A 20,914-nucleotide genomic window follows, 5' to 3' on the forward strand; every position below is an offset into this window, starting at 1 on the left:
GTGTCTGCGCGTCGCCCCGGGCCTGTTGTTTTTGGCCTGGGGCGTTTTTTTTGCAGGAGGAAACAAGCGGAACCGTCGAGGGTGGGCCAGAGTCAGAACAGGAACATCAACTTGGGAGCGTTTCCATGGACCTGATCCGCATCATCTTCGCAATCCTGCTGCCGCCGCTGGGGGTGTTTCTGCAGGTCGGCTTTGGCGGGGCGTTCTGGCTGAATATCCTGCTGACCCTGCTGGGGTATATCCCGGGGATCGTGCATGCGGTGTACATCATCGCCAAGCGGTGAGGTGTATCGGGACCGCTTTGCGGTCCTTCGCGGGCAAGCCACGCTCCTACTACTCGCGATCCAGCACTTTGCGATAGAACTTCCATTCCTCTTCCAGCGCATGCGCCAGGTTCTCCGCCATCCTGAAGCCATGCCGCTCCGTCGGATAGAAATGCCCCTGGGCCTCGACGCCATTGGCCTTCAATGCCCTCAGCATCGCGCGCGTCTGCTCCGGCACCACCACCGCATCCAGCTCGCCCTGGAAGAAGATCACCGGCACGCGGATATTCCCCGCATGCAGTAACGGCGTGCGTTCGCGGTAGCGCTCGGCGTCGCGCTCGGGATCGCCGATCAGCCAGTCCAGGTAGTCGCCTTCGAACTTGTGGGTGGCCCGAGCCAGTGCCTGCGGATCGCTGACCCCGTACAGGCTGGCGCCGCCACGGAACACATCCTGGAACGCCAGGGCGCAGAGCGTGGTGTAGCCACCGGCACTGCCGCCACGAATGAACGCCTGGTACGGATCGATCAAGCCTTCAGCCGCCAGATGCAGTACCGCCGCACAGGCGTCTTCCACGTCGATCTCGCCCCAGCGCAGGTGCAGCGCCTGGCGGTACGCGCGGCCGTAGCCGCTGCTGCCGCGATAGTTGAGATCGGCCACGGCGAACCCGCGCTGGGCCCAGTACTGGATACGCGGATCGAGCACCGGATAGCAGGCCGAGGTCGGCCCGCCATGGACGAAGACGATCAGCGGCGCCGGCTTGCGACCGCTCATCGCCGGATAGAAGAAGCCATGGGCCTCGCCATCCCCACTGGGGTAACTGAAACCGCGCGGCCGACTGATACGCTCGGCGGGCAACGGCGCCACGCCCCCCGCCAGCACCTGCACGGCATGATCGCGGCGGTCGATGGCGATCACCGCCGCCGGCAGGACTGGCGACGCGGCGATGGCGTAGATGAAGTCGCGGTCCAGATCCAGGCAGCGCAAGCGGCTGTAGTCGCTGACGAAGGCCTCAAGCTCGCCATCGGCCTTGCGCAGGCCGAGGCGCGAGAAGCCGTTGTCGAACCAGGTGGCGAGATAGCCCTGATCCACCGGCCGCCAGGTGCTGGCCCCCAGTTGCCAGGGCGCCGCGGCATGGTCGGCAGGCGCGGCCGGCAGCGCCTGCCAGCCTTGCGCGGTTTCGCCCCAGGGTTGCCAGAAGCCGTTCAGGTCGGACAGGCAATGCAGCCGACCCTCGGCATCGAAGCGCGGTTGCTGCAGGGACTGCGCCGGGCCGCTGTCGCCGGCGATGCAGCGGGTTTCGCCATCGGCTTCGCGCACGTACAGGCGGGTCGCGGTCCAGGGCTGTTCGGGGCGGCTCCACTCGATCCAGGCCAGGCGCCGGGCATCGTCGCTCAGGGTCGGCGAGGCGTAGAAATCCGCGCCTTCGGCCAGCACCTCGCGCCCCTGCTCGGTGATCGCCACCAGGCGGTGCGTGGTGCCGCTTTCCTCCACCGCCAGCACGCGCCCGTCGGCCCAGAGCAGATCGCCATAGCGGCGTTCGCCTTCGCTCAGCGCTTGCGGCTGGCCACCGTCCAGGGTCTGTCGATACAACTGCTGGTCCGCCTCGTTGACGAACACCAGGCCGTCATCGCTCAGGCAGAAGGAGCGCCCGCCATATTCGTAGACCCGGCTGCGCACGCTGAAGCCGTCGGGGGTCAGGCAGCGGGCCTGGCCGTCGCGCCAGTGCCAGATCCGGCAGGCGCCGTCGCGGGGCCGGAATTCGTTCCAGAACAGGCCGTGCCGGCCCACCTGCAGGTCAGCGAAGTCGGTGCCGGCCGCGACGGCCTGTTCGGCGCTGAAGCGCTCAGCCGCGGGCGATGAGTCGTGAGTTGCGGTCATTGCGGAAGGTCATCTCCTTGATGGTCAGGGCGGCGGTTTCGGCCTCCTCCCTTGTCGCGAGGATGATGCCATGGTCCGCCGATTTGCCGCATACCGGGTCGGCCTTGCTGGCGTCTCCGGTCAACATGAAGGCCTGGCAGCGGCAGCCGCCGAAGTCCCGTTCCTTCTCGTCGCAGGAGCGGCACGGTTCCGGCATCCAGTCGTAACCACGATAGCGGTTGAAACCGAAGGAGTCGTACCAGATGTGCTGCATGCTGTGCTCGCGCACGTTGGGGAACTGCACCGGCAACTGGCGGGCGCCGTGGCAGGGCAGGGCGGTGCCGTCCGGGGTGACCGTGAGGAACACGCTGCCCCAGCCGTTCATGCAGGCCTTGGGCCGCTCTTCATAGTAGTCCGGGGTGACGAAGATCAGCTTGCACGGATTGCCTTCGGCCTTGAGCCGCTCGCGGTACTCGTTGGTGATGCGTTCGGCTCGTTCCAGCTGCGCCCTGGTCGGCAGCAGGCCGACCCGGTTGAGGTGGGCCCAGCCGTAGAACTGGCAGGTGGCGAGCTCGACGAAGTCGGCCTCGAGGGCGATGCACAGCTCGATGATGCGGTCGATGCGGTCGATATTGTGCCGATGGGTGACGAAGTTGAGCACCATCGGATAGCCCTGGGCCTTCACCGCCCGGGCCATTTCCAGCTTCTGCGCGAAGGCCTTCTTCGAGCCGGCCAGCAGGTTGTTCACCTGCTCGTCGCTGGCCTGGAAGCTGATCTGGATATGGTCCAGGCCCGCCTTGCGGAAGGTGGCGATCTTCTCCTCGGTCAGGCCGATGCCGGAGGTGATCAGGTTGGTGTAGTAGCCCAGGCGGCGGCCTTCGCCGATCAGCTCGGCGAGGTCCTGGCGCACCAGCGGTTCACCGCCGGAAAAGCCCAGCTGCGCCGCGCCCATCTCGCGGGCCTCGGCCATCACCTTGAACCACTGCTCGGTCGTCAGTTCCTTGCCCTGTTCGGCGAAGTCCAGCGGGTTGGAGCAGTACGGGCACTGCAGCGGGCAGCGATAGGTCAGCTCGGCCAGCAGCCACAGGGGCAGGCCGACCTCGGGCTTGCCGGGTTGCTCACTCAAGGGTGATCCAGTGTTCGGCACGGGCCACCTCCATGAATTGCTCGATATCGTCAGGCAGTTCCGGAACGCCGGGGAATTTCTCGTCGAGCCGGGCGATGATCGCCGCCACGTCGCGCTCGCCGTCGATCAGTTCGCCGATCAGCGCCGCGCTGTCGTTGAGCTTGATCATGCCCTCGGGGTAGAGCAGCACGTGGGCCTTCTGTGCCGGCTCGTACTGGAAGCGGTAGCCGGGACGCCAGCGCGGCGTCAGGTGGCGGTCGAAGCTCATAGCGCGATCCCCTTGTGCCAGACCCTGTCGCTGGTGACGCTGTGGTAGGGCGGGCGGTTGAGTTCGTAGGCCATGCTCATGGCGTCGAGCATGCTCCACAGGATGTCCAGCTTGAACTGGAGAATCTCCAGCATACGCTGCTGGCCTTCCGCGGTCGTGTAGTGCTGGAGGGTGATGCTCAGGCCGTGCTCGACATCGCGCCGCGCCTGGCTCAGGCGGGTGCGGAAATAGGTGTAGCCGGCCGGGTCGATCCACGGGTAATGCTGCGGCCAGGTGTCGAGGCGCGACTGGTGGATCTGCGGGGCGAACAGTTCGGTCAGCGAGCTGCTGGCCGCTTCCTGCCAGCAGGCGCGGCGGGCGAAGTTGACGTAGGCGTCTACGGCAAAACGCACCCCGGGCAGCACCAGCTCCTGGCTGCGCAGCTGGTCCGGGTCCAGGCCCACCGCCTGGCCGAGGCGCAGCCAGGCCTCGATGCCACCGTCCTCGCCGGGGGCGCCATCGTGGTCGAGCAGGCGCTGGATCCACTCGCGGCGCACTTCCCGGTCCGGGCAGTTGGCGAGGATCGCCGCGTCCTTCATCGGGATGTTCACCTGGTAGTAGAAACGGTTGGCGACCCAGCCCTGGATCTGCTCGCGGGTCGCGCGGCCTTCGTACATCGCCACATGGTAAGGGTGGTGGATGTGGTAGTAGGCGCCCTTGGCCCGCAGGGCCTGTTCGAATTCGGCGGGGGACAGCGGTTTCGCGTCGCTCATGACCACTCCTAGAGTTCGATGCTCATGCCGTCGAAGGCGACTTCCACGCCACGGCGGTCCAGCTCGGCGCGCTCGGCCGAGTCCTCGTCGAGAATCGGGTTGGTGTTGTTGATATGGATAAGCACCTTGCGCTGGGTCGGGAAGCCTTCGAGCACCTCCAGCATGCCGCCGGGGCCGTTCTGCGGCAGGTGACCCATTTCGCTGCCGGTGCGGGTTCCGACGCCGCGGCGCTGCATTTCGTCATCGTCCCACAGGGTGCCGTCCACCAGCAGCACGTCGGCGTCGTGCATGCGTTGCAGCAGGCTGGCGTCGACCTTGCCCAGGCCCGGGGCGTAGAACAGTCTGCCGCCCGTGCGCAGGTCTTCGACCATCAGGCCGAGGTTGTCGCCGGGGTGTGGATCGAAGCGGTGCGGCGAGTAGGGCGGCGCCGCGCTGCGCAGCGGGAAGGGGCTGAAACGCAGGTTCGGGCAGGCTTCGATGACGAAGCTGCCGTCCAGTTCGATGCGCCTCCAGTCCAGGCCGCCGTTCCAGTGTTCGAGCATGTTGAACAGGGGAAAGCCGCTGGTCAGGTCCTGGTGGACCATCTCCGTGCACCAGACCTGATGCGGGCAGCCTTCGCGCAGGCTGAGCAGGCCGGTGGTGTGGTCGATCTGGCTGTCGAGCAGGATGATCGCGTCAATACCGCTGTCGCGCAGGGCACGGGCCGGTTGCATCGGGGCGAAGCTCTGCAGTTGCGCGCGGATGTCTGGCGAGGCGTTGCACAGGATCCAGTGCTCGCCATCGTCGGACAGGGCGATGGACGATTGCGTCCGTGCCGAGGCGCGCAGGCTGCCGTCGCGAAAGCCCTTGCAGTTGGGGCAGTTGCAGTTCCACTGCGGGAATCCACCACCGGCGGCGGAACCTAGAATCTGGATGTACATGGCTGGCTCCCGCCTCGTCCGAAAATGAAAACGCCCCGGATGATCGGGGCGCAGTACCGCGAAAAGACTCAGCGATTCGCGAAGTACATGGTCACTTCAAAACCGATACGCAGGTCAGTGTATGCAGGTTTGGTCCACATGGGATTACTCCTTCCGGATAGGTGGGGCGGGGGACAGCTACTCATTTAGTCCCCCCTGCGGGGTGACGGTTCGGATAGCCAGGATTGCGCTATCTTACAAGATATTTTTTAACTGAATGGTTAAACCTGTCGGAAAGGTCTTTTACCGTGGTCGTAAAAATCAGCGGCAGTCGGCGCCGTTGGCGAGGATCAGCCAGTGCCGTTCGCTGGCCAACTGCGCCCAGGCCCGGTCGATGGCCGCCTGGTCGACCTGCAGAATGGCATCGGCCAGGGCCTCAAGGCGGGCATCGGCATTCCCCGCCAGATGCGCTTGCCACAGCCATTCGGCGACTTCCGCATTGCCCATGACCGGCTCGCTGAATTGCCCGGCCAGGGCCTCGCCGGCGCTGGCCAGCACGGGGGCGGGGCGGGCGAAGAACGCGCGCAGATGGCCGAGGATCTCGCCGTGGTCGGCGCTGGGCGACTGCACGCCGAACATCAGGCCGTTGTGGCCCTGGATCTGCCGATAGGTGCTGAACACCGCATAGCCCAGTTGCAGTTCGCTGCGCAGGCGCTGGTAGAACGGGCCCTGGATCAACTGGGCGAGCAGGCGCCAGGTGGCTTCTTCATGAGCGGGGACCGGATTGAACAGCAGCAGCGCATGCTCGCCCACGGCTTCGCCCTGGCAGTGCCATCGGCCAGGTTCGAGGACGGGCGCGCGGGGCTGGGCCGGTACAGCGGAAATCGACTGCAGCAGATGACCGAGGACATTCTGCGCCGCCGCGTCGAAACCCGTGGCCAGTGCGGTCCAGCCACCGCTGGTGGGGCTGGGCAGGTGATGAGCGAGCTGCTCCATCAGTTGCCGAATCGGGATCAGCGCGGGCGTATCGCCGGGGCCAGCGGCCGGCGGCTGTTCCAGCATCGCCAGTGCCTGCCCGACGACCGCCAGCACCGGCGCGGGGGCTCCGGCGCAACGCAGTTGCCAACTGTCGGCGGCGCGGTTCCATTGCAGTTCCACGGCGGCACGGCGGGCGCGTTCGATCAGGGGTTTCAGGACGTCGCGCAGGTGCTCGGCGGGTGTGTCGTACTGCCAGCGGATATATAGCGCGGCGTATTGGCGCGAGGCCGGCAGCACCGGGCTGATGTTCAACCCGGCCGGTACGGCAACGGCTGCGAGCGACGGTACGAGCGCCGCCAGCAAAGGCTCCGGTTCGGGCAGTCGCCACGGCTGGCGGGACACGCCCGGATGCGCGATGACCTGCGTGCTCGGCGGCAGCGCCGTGCTGTCCCGCCGCGCCAGTTCGAGGGCGCTGGCACTCAGCTCGCGTGCCGCTTGCAGGCGCTGATATTCCAGGCGCAGGGCGTGCTGATCGGCATCGCGGAAGAACGCCAGCCAGTCGCGCAGCAATGCTTCGACCTCACCTGCGTCCGCCGTAGGAGTCAGCTTCACCTTCGCATGCAGCAAGGCCTGCCCGGCAAACTCATAGAGTGAGGCAAAGCTGAAATCCTCCAGCCAGCCACGCTCGCGCAGTTCGGCGACCAGGCCGCCAGGCCGGCCGTCGGCAATCCAGGTGGCGAGGTACTCGATGGCTGCCGCGGCACCTTCCGGCAAATGTTCGTGGGCCAGCAGCAGGTCCAGTTGCCCATCGATCCGCGGCGCTTGCAGCGGGCCGTCGAGCAACGGTGGCGGAGTCTCCTGGGCGACGCGCCCGCCCGCCGCGAAGAGCCCGCCATACTGCTGCGCCAGGCGCTCTAGCTCCTCCAGCGGCTGTGGTCCGCTCAGGCTCAGCAGTATCTGCCCGGCCTGATAGAAGCGCTGATGAAAATCCCCAAGCGCCAGCTGAAATGCCGGCTCGTCCACGGGCAGAGTGTCGCGGTTGCCGGCATGGAAGCCGCTCAGCGGATGCTGCGCGGAGACGCTGCGCAGCAGCGCGTACTGCCGCTGCGCCTCGGCATTGGCCGACCAGGCGACCCACTCGGCATGGATCACCTCGCGTTCGGCGCGCTGCCGCTCCAGGGTCAGCAGCGGATGGGCGAGCATGTCGCACAGCCGCTCCAGCGCGCCGGCCATGGCAGTCAAGGGCACCTCGAAAAAGAACTCGGTGCAGCGCTCGCGGGTGCTGGCGTTGAGCTGTCCGCCCTGGCGCTGGACGTAGCGCATCAGTGCCTCCCCGCAACTGTGCGCTGACGTCGTAGGAGCTGGCTTGCCTGCGAAAGGACCGCGCAGTGGTCCCTGATTGCGCTGAGGTCCGGGACCGCTGCGCGCTCCTTTCGCAGGCAAGCCAGCTCCTACGGGGGCGGCGTGCGCCTCATCTACCGGGAAGCGCGTCGTGCCGAGGAAGAACAGGTGTTCGAGAAAGTGTGCAAGGCCGGGATAGGCCAGCGGTGCGTCATGACTGCCGGCCTCGACCCGCAACAACGCCGCACAGCGCTTCAGGTGAGGCGCATGCAGCAGCCTGACCCGCAGGCCGTTGCTCAGGATGAGATGCTGGGAAGTGTGGGACATGACGGCTCCGATACGCGCGAACCGCCATGCTAGCGGATAACCTACCCCTGTGGCGCGTCGTGCAGCTCGGCGCGCAGGTCCTGCAGGTAGGGGGTGCTGGCGCGGCCTTCGTGGACCCGTTGCAGGTCGAGGTCGGCCGAGAGCATCGCGTCGTCGCGTCCGGCCATGGCCAGGAGGCTGCCGTCCGGACCGACGATGCTGCTCTGCCCGCAGTAGCGGATCTCGCCCTCGGCCCCGCAGTAGTTGGCGTAGACCAGGTAGCACTGGTTCTCGTGGGCACGGCTGCGCACGGTGACCTGGCAGATGAAGTCGTAGGGCTCCATGTTCGCCGTCGGCACCAGGATCAGCTCGGCGCCGTCCCTGGCCAGGCGCCGGGCGTTCTCCGGGAACTCGATGTCGTAGCAGATCAGCATGCCGACCTTCCAGCCATTCAGCTCGACCACCGGGAAGTGGTTGCCGCCAGGGCTGAACATGGCCCGGTCGAGCCCGCCGAACAGGTGGGTCTTGCGGTAGTTGGCGAGGCTGCGCCCGTGGCCGTCGATCAGTTGCACGCTGTTGTACACGCGGCCGTCGTCGGCCTGCTCGGGATAGCCGTAGACGATCGCCAGGCGGTTGGCCTGGGCGATTTCCACCACGCGCATGGCCGAGGGGCCGTCCTCGGCTTCGGCCAGGCGTGCGACGGCTTCGCTGCCGATGTTGTAGCCGCTGAGGAACATCTCCGGGCACACCAGCAGCTCGGCGCCGCGGGCGGCGGCGAGCTGGGCCTGATGCTGCAGGCGCTCCAGGTTGCCGGGAACGTCCAGCGGCTGCGGCGAGCCCTGGTAGAGGGCGATACGCATGGCGAATCTCCTGTCAGTCGGCCAGGGCGATCGGCCCGATCTCGTCGAACACATCGCCCGGGCCCGGGTTGTCGGGGTGGGTATGGCCACCGAAGTGCTTCATGATGCCCCAAACCGCGTTCAGCGAGGTCTGCACCGCGCCTTCGACCCATGCCGGCGTCCAGGATACGTCGTCCCCGGCGATGAAGATGCCGCGCTGCTCGGCGGGCATGTCCTGCTGCATGAAGTGGGCGTACATGCGCTGGTTGTAGCGATAGTGGCCGGGCAGGGCGCCCTTGAAGGCGCCAAGGAAATACGGATCGGCCTCCCACGACACGGTGATCGGGTCGCCGATGATATGCCCGGCGATGTCCACTTTCGGGTAGATCTTCTTCAGTGCGTCGAGGGCCAGCTTGACGCGCTTCTCCACCGGGTGCGGAAGCATCTTCAGGGCATCGCTCATCCACGAGTAGGACAGGCAGATCACCCCCGGCTTGTCGTCGCCGTTGTCGAACAGGTAGGTGCCGCGGGTGAGGCGGTCGGTGAGGGTCATGCTCATCAGGTCGCGGCCGGTTTCCGGGTCCTTGTCCTTCCAGAACGGGCGGTCGACCATGACGAAGGTCTTCGACGACTGCATGTAGCGGGTGCGGTCCAGGGCCATCCACATCTTCTGCGAGAACAGCGATTCCTCGCATTCGATCTGGGTGGTCAGCAGCCAGCTCTGGCAGGTGGTGAGCACCGCGGCGTAGTTGCGTGTGTCGCCCCAGTTGTCGGTCACCGCCAGGCTGCCGTCGGCGTTGCGCGCGATGCGCTTGACCCCCGGGCGCGGCGCGCCACGGTGCAGCGAGGCCAGGCTGGTACCTTCCGGCCAGTGGGCGCAGCGCTGCGGCACGTGCTTCCAGATGCCCAGCGGCACCTGCTCGACGCCGCCGACCACGAGGTGCTGGTGATCGTCGCAGTTGGTCATCACCACGCGGAAGATTTCCAGCATCGAGTTGGGGAAGTCCGAGTCCCAGCCGCCGGTGCCGAAGCCGACCTGGCCGAACACTTCGCGGTGCAGGAAGCTCAGCTTGGCGAAGGATTTCGAGGTGGCGACGAAGTCGTAGAAGGTGCGGTCGTCCCACAGCGGCACCAGGGTGTTCCACAGTTCCTTCAGACGCGGGACGTCACGGTCGCGGATCGCCTGCTGGATATCACCGAAGCGCGCGCCGTCCTCCAGGGCATCGGCCCAGGCGTCGGCGACTTCCTGGAACAGTTTCGGCAGGTCGGCGATCTTCTCCGCGTAGTAGGTGCTGCCTTCCAGGTCGATCACCGTGCTGCCCGACGCCGGGGTCAGCGGGTTGGGAAACGGCCTGGTTTCCAGGCCCAGTTTGTCGACGTAGTGGTAGAACGCCGTGGACGACACCGGAAAGCGCATCCCGCCCAGTTCCGCGACGATGCCGTCGGTGCCGGCGAAGGCCTGCGAGCGCAGGCGCCCGCCCATCTTCGAGGCCTCGTAGACCACCGGCTTGAGGCCCAGCTTCATCAACTCGTAGGCCGCCACCAGCCCGGCGATCCCGGCACCGACGATCGCGACTTCCTCGCCATGCCGCGCGGCGGGAATGCTGCCCAGGCCGGCGGGGTGCTCGATCCAGTCGTCGAAGGCGAAGGGGAAGTCGGGACCGAAGATGGTGATGGGTTTCTTGCCGTCGGCGGGGTGGCGGTTGTTCTTGTTCATGATTGACCTGGCCAGGGGGCTGCGCGGGAGGCGGAGCCTGAGTATAGGAAATGCCTGGGGGTCAATTTTAGAGAGGGGTGTGTTCGTAATTAAGATGCAGAGTGTCGTCGTTTTGTGGTGTTTTTGGTCATTGTGACAAGAGATGGATGCATAGTGACATTGAGGGCCTCATCGCTGGCAACGCCAGCCCACAAGGTTCAGCGGTGAGGCCATCACGTCATACCGGCTGCCCGCGATCCACCTTGCTGCTGAGGATGATCGACGTCGTGGTCTTCTCCACCCCCTCCAGGCTGCCGATCTGGTCGAGCAACTGGTCCAGTTGCTCCGGCGACTCGCTGCGCAACCACGCCACATAGTCGAACTCGCCACTCACCGCGCACAGCTGCTGCACCTGCCCCATGGCGCTGAGGCGGCGCACCACCTCGCGCCCGGAGCGCGGCTGCACGGTGATGCCCACGTAGGCCTGCAGGCCGCCGTCGATCACCCGCTGGCCCAGACGCACGCCATAGCCGCTGATGACCTTGGTCTTCTCCAGCCGGGCGATCCGCGACGTCACCGTGGTCCGCGCAATACCCAGCTGGCGGGCGAGGGTGGCGACGCTTTCCCGGGCGTTGATCTGCAGGGCGGCGATCAACTGGCGGTCGATTTCGTCGAGGGCATGGGGGCGGCTGTCGGACATGGCGTTCTCAGGGGCAGGGCGGCTAAGCAGCCCAGTGTACCTTCAAGCCAGTGCCTTGAAGCAGTGCTCCGGCCCCGGAAACACCCCGGCGCGCACGTCGCGCGCGTACTCGCCGAGGGCCTGTTCTATCGGTCCCTGCAGCTCGGCGTAGCGCTTGACGAAGCGCGGCTGGTACTCGCCGAACAGCCCCAGCAGGTCCTCGGTCACCAGCACCTGGCCGTCACAGGCCGGCGAGGCGCCGATGCCGATGGTGGGAATCGCCAGTTCCTCGCTCAATGCCCGCGCCAGGGGCTCGGCGATGCCTTCCAGGACCACCGAGAAGGCCCCGGCCGCCTGCATCGCCAGCGCATCGCGGCGCACCTTCGCCGCGCTTTCGGCATCCCGGCCCTGGGCCCTGAAGCCACCCTGGGCATTGACCTGCTGCGGCATCAGGCCGATATGCGCCATCACCGGAATGCCACGCTGGCACAGGTACGCCACGGTCTCGGCCATTTCCTCGCCGCCTTCGAGCTTGAGGGCCTGGGCACCGGTATCGCGCAGGACTTTCGCGGCGTTCATGAAGGCCTGCTCCAGCGAGGCCTGATAGCTGCCAAATGGCATGTCCACCACCACGCAGGCGCGCTGCGCACCGCGCATCACCGCCTGGCCGTGGGCGATCATCATGTCCAGGGTCACGCCGAGGGTGCTGGGCATGCCGTACAGGACCATGCCCAGCGAATCGCCGACGATGATCAGGTCGGCGTGGGCATCCACCCAGCGCGCCATCGGCAGGCTGTAGGCGGTCAGCGCAACCAGGCTGCCGGCGCCCTTGCGCTGGCGGATGGCGGGAATGCTCAGGCGGCTTTGGCGAATCTGCGTGCTCATGACAAGACTCCTGTTGTTCAACGAGACGCGAGGCAGGCTAACATCGGCGTTCGTGGCTCACTTGAGCAAAGGGGACGAGTAATGCCGCACAAGAGCCAAGACGCTGTACCCCCGGTACCCGACTACCTGGCGCGCCCGGTGCAGGGGCGCATGTTCGATATTCCGCCGGGCTACCAGGTGCAGATGCACACCCATGAATGGGTGCAGTTCACCTACGCCAGCGCGGGCATCATGCAGGTGCTCACCGATGACCACAGCTACCTGCTGCCGCCGCAATGCGGGATGTGGATTCCCGCGGGTGTGCGCCACACCGTGTACAGCGAGCAGGTCCTGGCGTTTCGCAGCCTGTATCTGGGCGACGCGGTGCTCCAGGGCTACCGCCGCGACTGTGCGGTGGTGCAGGTGACGCCGCTGGTGCGCGAGCTGATCGACAAGGCCAGCGGCTTCTCCAACGACTATCCCGAGGACGGCCCGCAGGCGCGGCTGCTGCAGGTGCTGGTGGATGAACTGCGCGAGTTGCCGGAGGCGCCGTTCAGCCTGCCGCTGCCCAGCGACCCGCGCCTGCGGCGGATCACCGATGCCCTGCAGGTGGCGCCGGAAGACGGCCGCACCATCGAGGAGTGGGCGCAGCAGGTCGGCGCCTCGCGACGCACCCTGGCCCGGCTGTTCCAGGCCCAGACGCAGCTGTCGTTCCAGTCCTGGCGCCAGCGCCTGCGCCTGCTCGCAGCCTTGCCGCTGCTGGCCCAGGGCGGCAGCGTCACGGCGGTGGCCAACGAGCTGGGCTACGACTCGGTGTCGGCCTTCATCGCGCTGTTCCAGCGCCATTACGGCACTACCCCGGGCGCCTGGGCAGCACGCCTGGCTTAACGCAGTGGCATGGCCACCGGGCGCAGCGGCGCCGAATCGCCGCCACGGATCTTCAGCGGGCCGCCGATGAAGGCGAACTCGTAGACCTTGTCCCGGGCCAGCTCGTCCAGCGCCACCAGTTCCATGATCGGCACGCCTTTCTGCGCCAGCAGGTAACTGTGCAGCGGCACGTAGTCGTCGGCGACCTCGGACGGGAAGGCCTCGAAGCTCAGGTTGTCGGCACCGAGGATCATCGCCTTGCCGTCCTCGACGAGAAAGCGCGCCGCGTCCAGGCCCATGCCCGGCGACTGGCGCATATAGGCCTGGGGCTGTTCGTAGAGTTTCATGCGGCCGGTGCGGATCAGCACGATGTCGCCCCGCTGCAGGCTGGTGTTCTGGCGCTTGAGGGCGCTCTCCAGGTCCTCGCGGGTGATGCGGTAGTCGTCCGGGAGCATGTCCACGCCCTTGGCCGCCGCCACGTCGATCAGCACGCCACGGGCCACCAGCGGCGGGAATTTCTCCACCCCGGTCTTCTTCCAGCCGCGGTCGCCGAGGTGCTCGTCGGCGCTGAAGCCGTTCCAGATCTTGCCGTCGATACCGAAGTGGTTGAGGGCGTCGATATGGGTCCCTGTGTGGCCATACATGGAGAAGGCGCTGCCGGTGTAGCTGCGCAGTGCGTTCATCTCGTGGCCGACGCCGAGCGGGTCGTCGACCACTGTGCCGCGTGGCGTGTGGGTCATCCAGAACTGGTAGTGCGGGTCGCCGGCGGCCTGCCAGCTGGGCATGCCGATGTAGTACTCGGTGGCGAGGTCGTAGACCTTGCGCGCATCGACCCGCGACATCACCGCGGCGCGGGATTTGTCGGTGATCAGGTTGAGGCGGCCGATCTCGTCGTCCGGGCCCCAGGGGCTCACGCCGACCTTGGCGGGTTCGCCAGCGTGGGCGGCGGCGCTCAGGGCCAGGGCCAGCAGGGTGGTGATCAGCGGGGTTTTCATCGGCAACGCTCCTGTTTCGCGAGTGCCCGGGCACCGGCGCCGCTGGCGCGCGAGGCGGCCACGGCGGTGGGCGAGGGCGGGAAAGTGAGGCTGCGTCGGGCCCGACGGAGTGTGCCCAGTCTAGGCCTGAGGCCCGCTGTGATTAAGGCCCCGGCAGTGCAGGGATATTTCGCTCAGGGTTGATAATCCCGAGCCATGGAGAGGGGCAGGTGGTCGGCCAGGTAGTCGACGAACGCGCGCACCCGCGGCAGCAGGTGGCGGCTGGTGGGGTAGACGGCATAGACCTGGCGCGGGGTATCCGGGTGATCCGGGAGTACCTGGACCAGGCGCCCGCAGGCCAGCGCGGGATCGGCGAGGAACGAGGGCAGCCAGCCAATCCCTGAACCGGCGATCAACAGTTCACGCAGCATCAGGCTGTTGTTCACCGTTACCCGGGCACCCAGGGTGGGAGCGGCGGGGGCTTGCTGGCTCAGGCTGTAATGCAGTTGCGCGTGGCCTTCCAGCTCGGCGAGCGAGGCGGGATGGCCGTGCCGTTCGAGGTAGGCGGGGGCGGCGCAGAGTACCTGGCGCAGCGAGCCCAATTGGCGCGCGATCAGCGAAGAATCCGGCAGCGCCGGGGCCAGGCGGATCGACACGTCGAAGCCCTGGCTCACCGCCTCGACCAGGCGATCCTCCATCACCAGGTCCAGCTCCACCCCGGGATGCTCGCGCAGGAAACCGGCGAACAGCGGCGCGAGGGTGCTCAGGGCGAACGACAGCGGGGCGTTGACCCGCAGCTTGCCGCTGACTTGGCGCGATTCCTCGTGGACCGAGCGCTCCAGTTGCTCCAGTTCATCGAGCAACTGGCAGCACCGCGCGTAGTAGGCCTGGCCGGTCGCGGTCAGGCTCATGCGTCGAGTCGTGCGCTGCAGCAGCACCGTGCCGAGGTGGGCTTCCAGGGTGCGCAACTGCTTGCTCAGCCCGGCGGCGGAAAGGTTGAGGTCGTCGGCGGCCTTGCCCAGCCCGCCGAGTTCGACGATGCGCCGGAACGAGCGCATCAGGGTAAAGGTGTCCATGCCGCCATCCCTGTTGATGAGGCGGGCTATTTGATCAGATCCGCAAGCGCGCGACGACCAGGCTGAGGTCTTTGGCCAGGCACGACAGTTCGTTGCTCGATGTACTGGTCTCGATGGCGACTTCGCTCTGGCGGCAGTCCGTGTGAGATCGGGCTTCTATAGTTGTATGATAACCAAACACTTTTTTGGCCCTGCCAGAGCGTCACCAAGGTGAATCAGGGTAAAAATCGCCATTTTGCACCGTGAAAAGAGGACGAACGGTAGATAGAAGTCTGATGACTGGTGGTTAATCCGCATTTCCGGGACTAGTCATCGTACAACTTGTACGATAACCTACCTCTCACTTGCCTACCCCTCCCTGCTTCTCAAGCGCCACAGGATGCCTACAACAATGACTCCACAAGAACTGCGCTCCATCCTCTCCCATGGCCTGCTGTCGTTCCCTGTCACCGACTTCAACGCCCAGGGCGACTTCAATCCCGCCGGCTACATCAAGCGCCTGGAATGGCTCGCACCCTACGGCGCCAGCGCGCTGTTCGCCGCCGGCGGCACCGGTGAGTTCTTTTCCCTGGCCGCCAGCGAATACAGCCAGGTGATCAAGACCGCGGTGGACACCTGCGCCGGTTCCGTGCCGATCCTCGCCGGTGTCGGCGGCGCCACTCGCCAGGCCATCGAATACGCGCAGGAGGCCGAGCGCCTGGGTGCCAAGGGCCTGCTGCTGCTGCCGCACTACCTGACCGAAGCCAGCCAGGACGGCGTCGCCGCGCATGTCGAGGCCGTGTGCAAGTCGGTGAACATCGGTGTGGTCGTCTACAACCGCAACGTCTGCCGTCTCAATGCCAGCCAGCTGGAACAACTGGCCGAGCGCTGCCCGAACCTGATCGGCTACAAGGACGGCCTGGGCGATATCGAGCTGATGGTGTCCATCCGTCGCCGCCTGGGCGATCGCTTCAGCTACCTGGGTGGCCTGCCGACCGCCGAGGTATATGCTGCGGCCTACAAGGCCCTGGGCGTGCCGGTCTACTCCTCGGCGGTGTTCAACTTCGTGCCGAAGACCGCGATGGACTTCTACAACGCCATCGCCCGCGATGACCACGCCACCGTCGGCAAGCTGATCGACGACTTCTTCCTGCCGTACCTGGAGCTGCGCAACCGCAAGGCCGGCTACGCCGTGAGCATCGTCAAGGCCGGCGCGAAGATCGCCGGCTATGACGCCGGCCCGGTGCGCACCCCGCTGACCGACCTGAGCGCCGCCGAGTACGAGATGCTCGCCGCCCTGATGGACAAGATGGGTCCGCAGTAAGCCAGACCCCGCGGCCTGCCAGATGCCGCACCCCGGAGCGGAACCCCCGCTCCGGCTACCGCTCATGACCCCGCACAAAAATAATTAGTGGGAGTACTTTCAGATGCACGCGACTAAAAAGACGCATGTCCGCTATCTGATCCTGTTCATGCTGTTCCTCGTGACCACGATCAACTACGCCGATCGCGCCACGATCTCCATCGCCGGCTCCAGCCTGCAGAAAGACCTCGGCATCGATGCCGTCACCCTCGGCTATATCTTCTCCGCCTTCGGCTGGGCCTATGTGCTCGGGCAGATCCCCGGCGGTTGGCTGCTGGACCGCTTCGGCTCGAAGAAGGTCTACGCCTTCAGCATCTTCACCTGGTCGCTGTTCACCGTGCTGCAGGGCTTCGTCGGCTACATGCCGGTGGCCAACGCGATCATCGCCCTGTTCATGCTGCGCTTCCTCGTCGGCTTCGCCGAAGCGCCGTCGTTCCCGGGCAATGCGCGTATCGTCGCGGCCTGGTTCCCCACGGCCGAACGCGGCACTGCCTCGGCGATCTTCAACTCCGCGCAATACTTCGCCACCGTGCTGTTCGCGCCGCTGATGGGCTGGATCGTCCATGCCTGGGGCTGGGAGCACGTGTTTATCGTCATGGGCGTCCTCGGTATCGCCTTCTCCCTGGTCTGGCTGAAGCTGGTCTACAACCCCAAGGAACACCCGATGATCGGTGCCCAGGAACTGGCGCACATCGAGCAGAACGGCGGCCTGGTGGACATGGACAAGCCGCGCGCCGGCGGCAACGGCGGACCGAAGTGGGGCTACATCAAGCAGCTGCTGTCCAGCCGCATGATGCTCGGCGTCTACCTCGGCCAGTACTGCATCAACGCCATCACCTACTTCTTCCTCACCTGGTTCCCGGTGTACCTGGTGCAGGAGCGCGGCATGTCGATCCTCAAGGCCGGCTTCATCGCCTCGCTGCCGGCGATCTGCGGCTTCATCGGCGGTGTGCTCGGCGGCATCATTTCCGACCACCTGCTGCGTCGCGGCAACTCGCTGACCTTCGCGCGCAAGGCGCCGATCGTCATCGGCCTGCTGCTGTCCACCTCGATGGTGATCTGCAACTACGTCGACGCCGAATGGATGGTGGTCGGCATCATGGCCCTGGCGTTCTTCGGCAAAGGCCTCGGCGCGCTGGGCTGGGCGGTGGTCTCGGACACCTCGCCGAAGCAGATCGCCGGCCTGTCGGGCGGCATGTTCAACACCTTCGGCAACATCGCTTCGATCACCACGCCGATCATCATCGGCTACATCATCAGCGCCACCGGCTCGTTCAAGTGGGCCCTGGTGTATGTCGGCGCCAACGCCCTGGTGGCGGTGTTCAGCTACCTGGTGATCGTCGGCCCGATCAAGCGCATCGAACTGCGTGACGCGCCACAGGACGACGCCACCCCCGCGCCGTCTGCCAAGCTGGCCGACTCGCGCAACTGAAACACCCACGCGGCGCCCGGCCACGGCTGGGCGCTGGCGGATGAACAAAGCCTGGGAACCCACAAGAAGGTCACCACCATGCAGTTGATCGAAACTTCCGACTCGCCCCGCTATGTCCGCCTGCATGACGATGACAATGTCGTGGTGGTGGTCAATGACGGCGGCCTGGGCGAGGGTGCCCGCTTCGCCGATGGCCTGACCCTGGTCGAAGGCGTGCCGCAGAGCCACAAGGTCGCCGTGACCGATATCCGCGAGGGCGAACCGGTGCGCCGCTACGGCCAGATCATCGGCTATGCCCTGGAGGACCTGCGCCGCGGCAGCTGGGTCAAGGAGAGCCAGCTGGCCATGCCGGCGGCGCCGGAGCTGGACAGCCTGCCGCGCTGCGACGCGGTGCCCGCTGCGTTGCCGCCGCTGGAGGGCTTCACCTTCGAGGGCTACCGCAACGCCGATGGCACCGTCGGAACGCGCAATATCCTCGGCATCACCACCACCGTGCAGTGCGTCACCGGTGTGCTCGATCATGCGGTCAAGCGCATCCGCGACGAGCTGCTGCCGAAATACCCCAATGTCGACGACGTGGTCGCCCTGACCCACAGCTACGGCTGCGGCGTGGCGATCAATGCCCGCGACGCCTATATCCCGATTCGCACCGTGCGCAACCTGGCGCGCAATCCCAACCTGGGCGGCGAGGCGCTGGTGATCAGCCTGGGCTGCGAGAAGCTGCAGGCCGGCCAGGTGATGCACGACAACGATCCGTCCGTCGACCTCAGCGAGCCCTGGCTGTATCGCCTGCAGGACGCCAGCCTCGGCTTCGTCGAGATGATCGAGCAGATCATGGCCCTGGCCGAAGCGCGGCTGATCAAGCTCGACCAGCGGCGCCGCGAGACCGTGCCGGCCAGCGAGCTGATTCTCGGCATGCAGTGCGGCGGCAGCGATGCCTTTTCCGGCATCACCGCCAACCCGGCGCTGGGCTACGCCGCCGACCTGCTGGTGCGGGCCGGTGCCACGGTGCTGTTTTCCGAGGTGACCGAGGTGCGCGATGCCATCTACATGCTCACCTCCCGCGCCGAAACGCCGGAAGTCGCCGAGGCCCTGGTGCGCGAGATGGACTGGTACGACCGCTACCTCGAGCGCGGCGAGGCCGACCGCAGCGCCAACACCACGCCCGGCAACAAGAAGGGCGGGCTGTCGAACATCGTCGAGAAATCCCTGGGTTCCATCGTCAAGTCCGGCAGCGGCGCCATCCAGGGCGTGGTCGGTCCGGGCGAGCGCGTCCAGCGCAAGGGCCTGATCTTCTGCGCCACGCCGGCCAGCGACTTCGTCTGCGGCACCTTGCAACTGGCGGCGGGGATGAACCTGCACGTCTTCACCACCGGTCGCGGCACGCCCTACGGGCTGGCCATGGCGCCGGTGGTCAAGGTCTGCACCCGCAGCGAACTGGCGCAGCGCTGGCCCGACCTGATCGATATCGACGCCGGCCGCATCGCGACCGGCCGCGCCACCATCGAGGAGCTGGGCTGGGAGCTGTTCCACTACTACCTGGACGTCGCCAGCGGGCGCAAACAGACCTGGGCCGAGCAGCACAAGCTGCACAACGACATCACCCTGTTCAACCCGGCGCCCATCACCTGATCCCGCGAACATCACTGTCCCCGTAGGAGCGAGCTTGCTCGCGAAGGCCTGCGCAGCAGGCCCCGATGGCGACTCAAATCCCACTTCTCCCCGGAGCCCCTCCCATGCCTGAGATCCTCGGCCACAACTTCATCGCCGGCCAGCGCAGCGCCGCTGGTTCGCAACGCCTGCACAGCCTCGACGCCAGCAGCGGCGAAGCGCTGCCCTACAGCTTCGCCCAGGCCACCGAAAGCGAAGTCGACCAGGCCGCCCGCGCCGCCGCCGCCGCCTTCGGCGAGTACCGCCAGCTGGCTCCGGCCCGTCGCGCCGAATTCCTCAACACCATCGCCGCCGAACTGGATGAGCTGGACGACAGCTTCATCGCCACCGTCTGCCGCGAAACCGCGCTGCCCGCGGCGCGCATCCAGGGCGAGCGCGCACGCACCAGCGGGCAGTTGCGCCTGTTCGCCCAGGTCCTGCGTCGTGGCGATTTCCTCGGTGCGCGCATCGACCTCGCGCTGCCTGACCGCCAGCCGCTGCCGCGGGTGGATATTCGCCAGATGCGGATCGGCGTCGGCCCGGTCGCGGTGTTCGGCGCGAGCAACTTCCCGCTGGCATTCTCCACCGCCGGTGGCGATACCGCCGCGGCCCTGGCGGCCGGTTGCCCGGTGGTGTTCAAGGCCCACAGCGGCCACATGGCCACCGCCGACCTGGTGGCGTGCGCGATCCAGCGCGCCGCCGAGCGCACCGGCATGCCCAAGGGCGTGTTCAACATGGTCTTCGGCGGGGGGGTGGGCGAGTGGCTGGTCAAGCACCCTGCGATCCAGGCGGTGGGCTTCACCGGTTCGCTGAAGGGCGGCGATGCCCTGTGCCGCATGGCGGCCGAGCGTCCGCAGCCGATTCCGGTGTTCGCCGAGATGTCCAGCATCAACCCGGTGATCGTGTTGCCGGGGGCGCTGGCCAAGCGCGGCGAGGCGATCGCGCGCGAGCTGGCCGCTTCGGTGACCATGGGCTGCGGCCAGTTCTGCACCAACCCGGGCCTGGTGATCGGCGTGCAGTCGTCGGCGTTCAGCGAATTGCTCGACAACCTCGGCCAGCACCTCGACCAGCAGGCGGGGCAGACCATGCTCAACGCTGGCGGTCTGCGCAGTTATGTCGCGGGGCTGGAGCATCTCCAGGCTCATGCCGGCATTCAGCACCTGGCGGGCCAGGCGCAGGAAGGTGCTCAGGCGCGGGCACAGTTGTTCAAGGCCGATGCGCGGCTGCTGGTGGAGTCCGATTCGCTGCTGCAGGAAGAAGTCTTCGGGCCGACCACGGTCGCGGTCGAAGTGCGTGACGACGAGGAACTGCGTGCCGCGCTGCTGGGCCTGCGCGGCCAACTGACCGCCACCCTGATCGGCGAGCCGCAAGACCTGGAAACCTTTGCCTGGCTGGTACCGTTGCTGGAGGAGAAGGTCGGGCGGATTCTGATCAATGGCTATCCGACCGGGGTCGAGGTGTGTGATGCCATGGTTCATGGCGGCCCCTATCCGGCGACCTCCGATGCCCGCGGGACATCGGTCGGCACCCTGGCCATCGACCGTTTCCTGCGTCCGGTGTGCTACCAGAACTACCCGCAGTCGCTGCTGCCCGAGGCGCTGCGTGACGACAACCCGCTGAACCTGCGGCGCTTGGTCAACGGGCAGTGGAGCAAAGGCGTGATCGGCTGATCAGCCAAACAGAAAGCCCCGCATCGCGGGGCTT

The 20,914-nt window shown here is 66.7% G+C and carries 19 protein-coding genes; 6 read left to right on the top strand and 13 right to left on the bottom strand.

Annotated elements, in window-relative coordinates:
• Window positions 1-125 precede the first annotated feature (125 nt).
• Window positions 126-284, top strand: a complete 159-nt coding sequence (locus tag RTI28_RS10105; RefSeq protein WP_042123980.1) for a YqaE/Pmp3 family membrane protein — start codon at window positions 126-128, stop codon at window positions 282-284.
• A gap of 49 nt (window positions 285-333) precedes the next feature.
• Here the strand turns inward: RTI28_RS10105 and RTI28_RS10110 are convergent, their stop codons facing one another.
• The 11 genes from RTI28_RS10110 to panB all read right to left on the bottom strand — a co-directional run bounded on the left by RTI28_RS10110 (window position 334) and on the right by panB (window position 11,890).
• A complete protein-coding gene (locus RTI28_RS10110; RefSeq protein WP_316920324.1) occupies window positions 334-2,142 on the bottom strand; it encodes a S9 family peptidase in 1,809 nt (602 codons plus the stop codon).
• Window positions 2,108-3,268 carry a pyrroloquinoline quinone biosynthesis protein PqqE gene (pqqE, locus tag RTI28_RS10115; RefSeq protein ID WP_410478974.1) on the bottom strand — a complete coding sequence of 387 codons (1,161 nt, stop codon included), beginning with the start codon at window positions 3,266-3,268 and terminating at the stop codon, window positions 2,108-2,110. Before pqqE ends, RTI28_RS10110 begins: the two co-directional genes overlap by 35 nt.
• Window positions 3,240-3,515, bottom strand: coding sequence for a pyrroloquinoline quinone biosynthesis peptide chaperone PqqD (gene pqqD / locus RTI28_RS10120; RefSeq protein ID WP_316920326.1), 276 nt, complete (start codon window positions 3,513-3,515; stop codon window positions 3,240-3,242). Before pqqD ends, pqqE begins: the two co-directional genes overlap by 29 nt.
• Complete coding sequence (gene pqqC / locus RTI28_RS10125; protein WP_316920327.1) at window positions 3,512-4,267, bottom strand: pyrroloquinoline-quinone synthase PqqC; 756 nt, start codon at window positions 4,265-4,267, stop codon at window positions 3,512-3,514. Before pqqC ends, pqqD begins: the two co-directional genes overlap by 4 nt.
• Window positions 4,268-4,275: 8 nt before the next feature.
• Window positions 4,276-5,187, bottom strand: coding sequence for a pyrroloquinoline quinone biosynthesis protein PqqB (gene pqqB / locus RTI28_RS10130; protein ID WP_316920328.1), 912 nt, complete (start codon window positions 5,185-5,187; stop codon window positions 4,276-4,278).
• A 68-nt stretch (window positions 5,188-5,255) separates the two neighbouring features.
• Window positions 5,256-5,327, bottom strand: a complete 72-nt coding sequence (gene pqqA / locus RTI28_RS10135) for a pyrroloquinoline quinone precursor peptide PqqA (RefSeq protein WP_003243383.1) — start codon at window positions 5,325-5,327, stop codon at window positions 5,256-5,258.
• 160 nt (window positions 5,328-5,487) lie between these two features.
• Window positions 5,488-7,812 carry a pyrroloquinoline quinone biosynthesis protein PqqF gene (gene pqqF / locus RTI28_RS10140; RefSeq protein ID WP_316920329.1) on the bottom strand — a complete coding sequence of 775 codons (2,325 nt, stop codon included), beginning with the start codon at window positions 7,810-7,812 and terminating at the stop codon, window positions 5,488-5,490.
• A gap of 41 nt (window positions 7,813-7,853) precedes the next feature.
• Window positions 7,854-8,651, bottom strand: coding sequence for a carbon-nitrogen hydrolase family protein (locus RTI28_RS10145; RefSeq protein WP_316920330.1), 798 nt, complete (start codon window positions 8,649-8,651; stop codon window positions 7,854-7,856).
• Between the two features lie 13 nt (window positions 8,652-8,664).
• A complete protein-coding gene (locus RTI28_RS10150; RefSeq protein WP_316920331.1) occupies window positions 8,665-10,347 on the bottom strand; it encodes a flavin monoamine oxidase family protein in 1,683 nt (560 codons plus the stop codon).
• Window positions 10,348-10,564: 217 nt separating this feature from the next.
• Window positions 10,565-11,026 (bottom strand): Lrp/AsnC family transcriptional regulator, encoded by a 462-nt coding sequence (locus RTI28_RS10155; RefSeq protein WP_316920332.1) that lies wholly within the window; start codon window positions 11,024-11,026, stop codon window positions 10,565-10,567.
• Window positions 11,027-11,068: 42 nt separating this feature from the next.
• A complete protein-coding gene (gene panB / locus RTI28_RS10160) occupies window positions 11,069-11,890 on the bottom strand; it encodes a 3-methyl-2-oxobutanoate hydroxymethyltransferase (RefSeq protein WP_316920333.1) in 822 nt (273 codons plus the stop codon).
• 81 nt (window positions 11,891-11,971) lie between these two features.
• Between panB and RTI28_RS10165 the strand changes: the two genes are divergently transcribed.
• Window positions 11,972-12,757 (top strand): helix-turn-helix transcriptional regulator, encoded by a 786-nt coding sequence (locus RTI28_RS10165; protein ID WP_316920334.1) that lies wholly within the window; start codon window positions 11,972-11,974, stop codon window positions 12,755-12,757.
• Here the strand turns inward: RTI28_RS10165 and RTI28_RS10170 are convergent.
• Together RTI28_RS10170 and RTI28_RS10175 are read right to left on the bottom strand one after the other, a co-directional pair.
• Window positions 12,754-13,731, bottom strand: coding sequence for a cyclase family protein (locus RTI28_RS10170; protein ID WP_316920335.1), 978 nt, complete (start codon window positions 13,729-13,731; stop codon window positions 12,754-12,756). The two genes, RTI28_RS10165 and RTI28_RS10170, sit on opposite strands and share 4 nt — an antisense overlap.
• 173 nt (window positions 13,732-13,904) lie before the next feature.
• Window positions 13,905-14,786: a LysR family transcriptional regulator gene (locus tag RTI28_RS10175; RefSeq protein WP_316920336.1), complete on the bottom strand. Its 882-nt coding sequence runs from the start codon at window positions 14,784-14,786 to the stop codon at window positions 13,905-13,907.
• A 391-nt stretch (window positions 14,787-15,177) separates the two neighbouring features.
• Here RTI28_RS10175 and kdgD point away from each other — a divergent pair, with 391 nt between their 5' ends.
• From kdgD to RTI28_RS10195, 4 genes are all read left to right on the top strand, one after another.
• Window positions 15,178-16,089 carry a 5-dehydro-4-deoxyglucarate dehydratase gene (gene kdgD, locus RTI28_RS10180; RefSeq protein ID WP_316920337.1) on the top strand — a complete coding sequence of 304 codons (912 nt, stop codon included), beginning with the start codon at window positions 15,178-15,180 and terminating at the stop codon, window positions 16,087-16,089.
• A 103-nt stretch (window positions 16,090-16,192) separates the two neighbouring features.
• Window positions 16,193-17,560 (top strand): MFS transporter, encoded by a 1,368-nt coding sequence (locus RTI28_RS10185; RefSeq protein ID WP_316920338.1) that lies wholly within the window; start codon window positions 16,193-16,195, stop codon window positions 17,558-17,560.
• A 78-nt stretch (window positions 17,561-17,638) separates the two neighbouring features.
• Window positions 17,639-19,192, top strand: a complete 1,554-nt coding sequence (gene garD / locus RTI28_RS10190) for a galactarate dehydratase (RefSeq protein ID WP_316920339.1) — start codon at window positions 17,639-17,641, stop codon at window positions 19,190-19,192.
• A 104-nt stretch (window positions 19,193-19,296) separates the two neighbouring features.
• Window positions 19,297-20,880: an aldehyde dehydrogenase (NADP(+)) gene (locus tag RTI28_RS10195; RefSeq protein ID WP_316920340.1), complete on the top strand. Its 1,584-nt coding sequence runs from the start codon at window positions 19,297-19,299 to the stop codon at window positions 20,878-20,880.
• Window positions 20,881-20,914: the final 34 nt, after the last annotated feature.

Source organism: Pseudomonas sp. zfem002, assembly GCF_032621685.1.
Lineage (GTDB): Bacteria > Pseudomonadota > Gammaproteobacteria > Pseudomonadales > Pseudomonadaceae > Aquipseudomonas > Aquipseudomonas japonica.

What these genes read in the sequence shown, in the direction of transcription:
- pqqD (WP_316920326.1), bottom strand. Translation starts at nt 3,515, where the DNA reads ATGAGCTTCGACCGCCACCTGACGCCGCGCTGGCGTCCCGGCTACCGC.
- pqqB (WP_316920328.1), bottom strand. Translation starts at nt 5,187, where the DNA reads ATGTACATCCAGATTCTAGGTTCCGCCGCCGGTGGTGGATTCCCGCAG.
- RTI28_RS10195 (WP_316920340.1), top strand. Translation starts at nt 19,297, where the DNA reads ATGCCTGAGATCCTCGGCCACAACTTCATCGCCGGCCAGCGCAGCGCC.
- garD (WP_316920339.1), top strand. Translation starts at nt 17,639, where the DNA reads ATGCAGTTGATCGAAACTTCCGACTCGCCCCGCTATGTCCGCCTGCAT.
- RTI28_RS10105 (WP_042123980.1), top strand. Translation starts at nt 126, where the DNA reads ATGGACCTGATCCGCATCATCTTCGCAATCCTGCTGCCGCCGCTGGGG.
- RTI28_RS10150 (WP_316920331.1), bottom strand. Translation starts at nt 10,347, where the DNA reads ATGAACAAGAACAACCGCCACCCCGCCGACGGCAAGAAACCCATCACC.
- pqqC (WP_316920327.1), bottom strand. Translation starts at nt 4,267, where the DNA reads ATGAGCGACGCGAAACCGCTGTCCCCCGCCGAATTCGAACAGGCCCTG.
- pqqF (WP_316920329.1), bottom strand. Translation starts at nt 7,812, where the DNA reads ATGTCCCACACTTCCCAGCATCTCATCCTGAGCAACGGCCTGCGGGTC.
- panB (WP_316920333.1), bottom strand. Translation starts at nt 11,890, where the DNA reads ATGAGCACGCAGATTCGCCAAAGCCGCCTGAGCATTCCCGCCATCCGC.
- RTI28_RS10165 (WP_316920334.1), top strand. Translation starts at nt 11,972, where the DNA reads ATGCCGCACAAGAGCCAAGACGCTGTACCCCCGGTACCCGACTACCTG.
- RTI28_RS10110 (WP_316920324.1), bottom strand. Translation starts at nt 2,142, where the DNA reads ATGACCGCAACTCACGACTCATCGCCCGCGGCTGAGCGCTTCAGCGCC.
- RTI28_RS10145 (WP_316920330.1), bottom strand. Translation starts at nt 8,651, where the DNA reads ATGCGTATCGCCCTCTACCAGGGCTCGCCGCAGCCGCTGGACGTTCCC.
- RTI28_RS10155 (WP_316920332.1), bottom strand. Translation starts at nt 11,026, where the DNA reads ATGTCCGACAGCCGCCCCCATGCCCTCGACGAAATCGACCGCCAGTTG.
- kdgD (WP_316920337.1), top strand. Translation starts at nt 15,178, where the DNA reads ATGACTCCACAAGAACTGCGCTCCATCCTCTCCCATGGCCTGCTGTCG.
- RTI28_RS10170 (WP_316920335.1), bottom strand. Translation starts at nt 13,731, where the DNA reads ATGAAAACCCCGCTGATCACCACCCTGCTGGCCCTGGCCCTGAGCGCC.
- RTI28_RS10175 (WP_316920336.1), bottom strand. Translation starts at nt 14,786, where the DNA reads ATGGACACCTTTACCCTGATGCGCTCGTTCCGGCGCATCGTCGAACTC.
- RTI28_RS10185 (WP_316920338.1), top strand. Translation starts at nt 16,193, where the DNA reads ATGCACGCGACTAAAAAGACGCATGTCCGCTATCTGATCCTGTTCATG.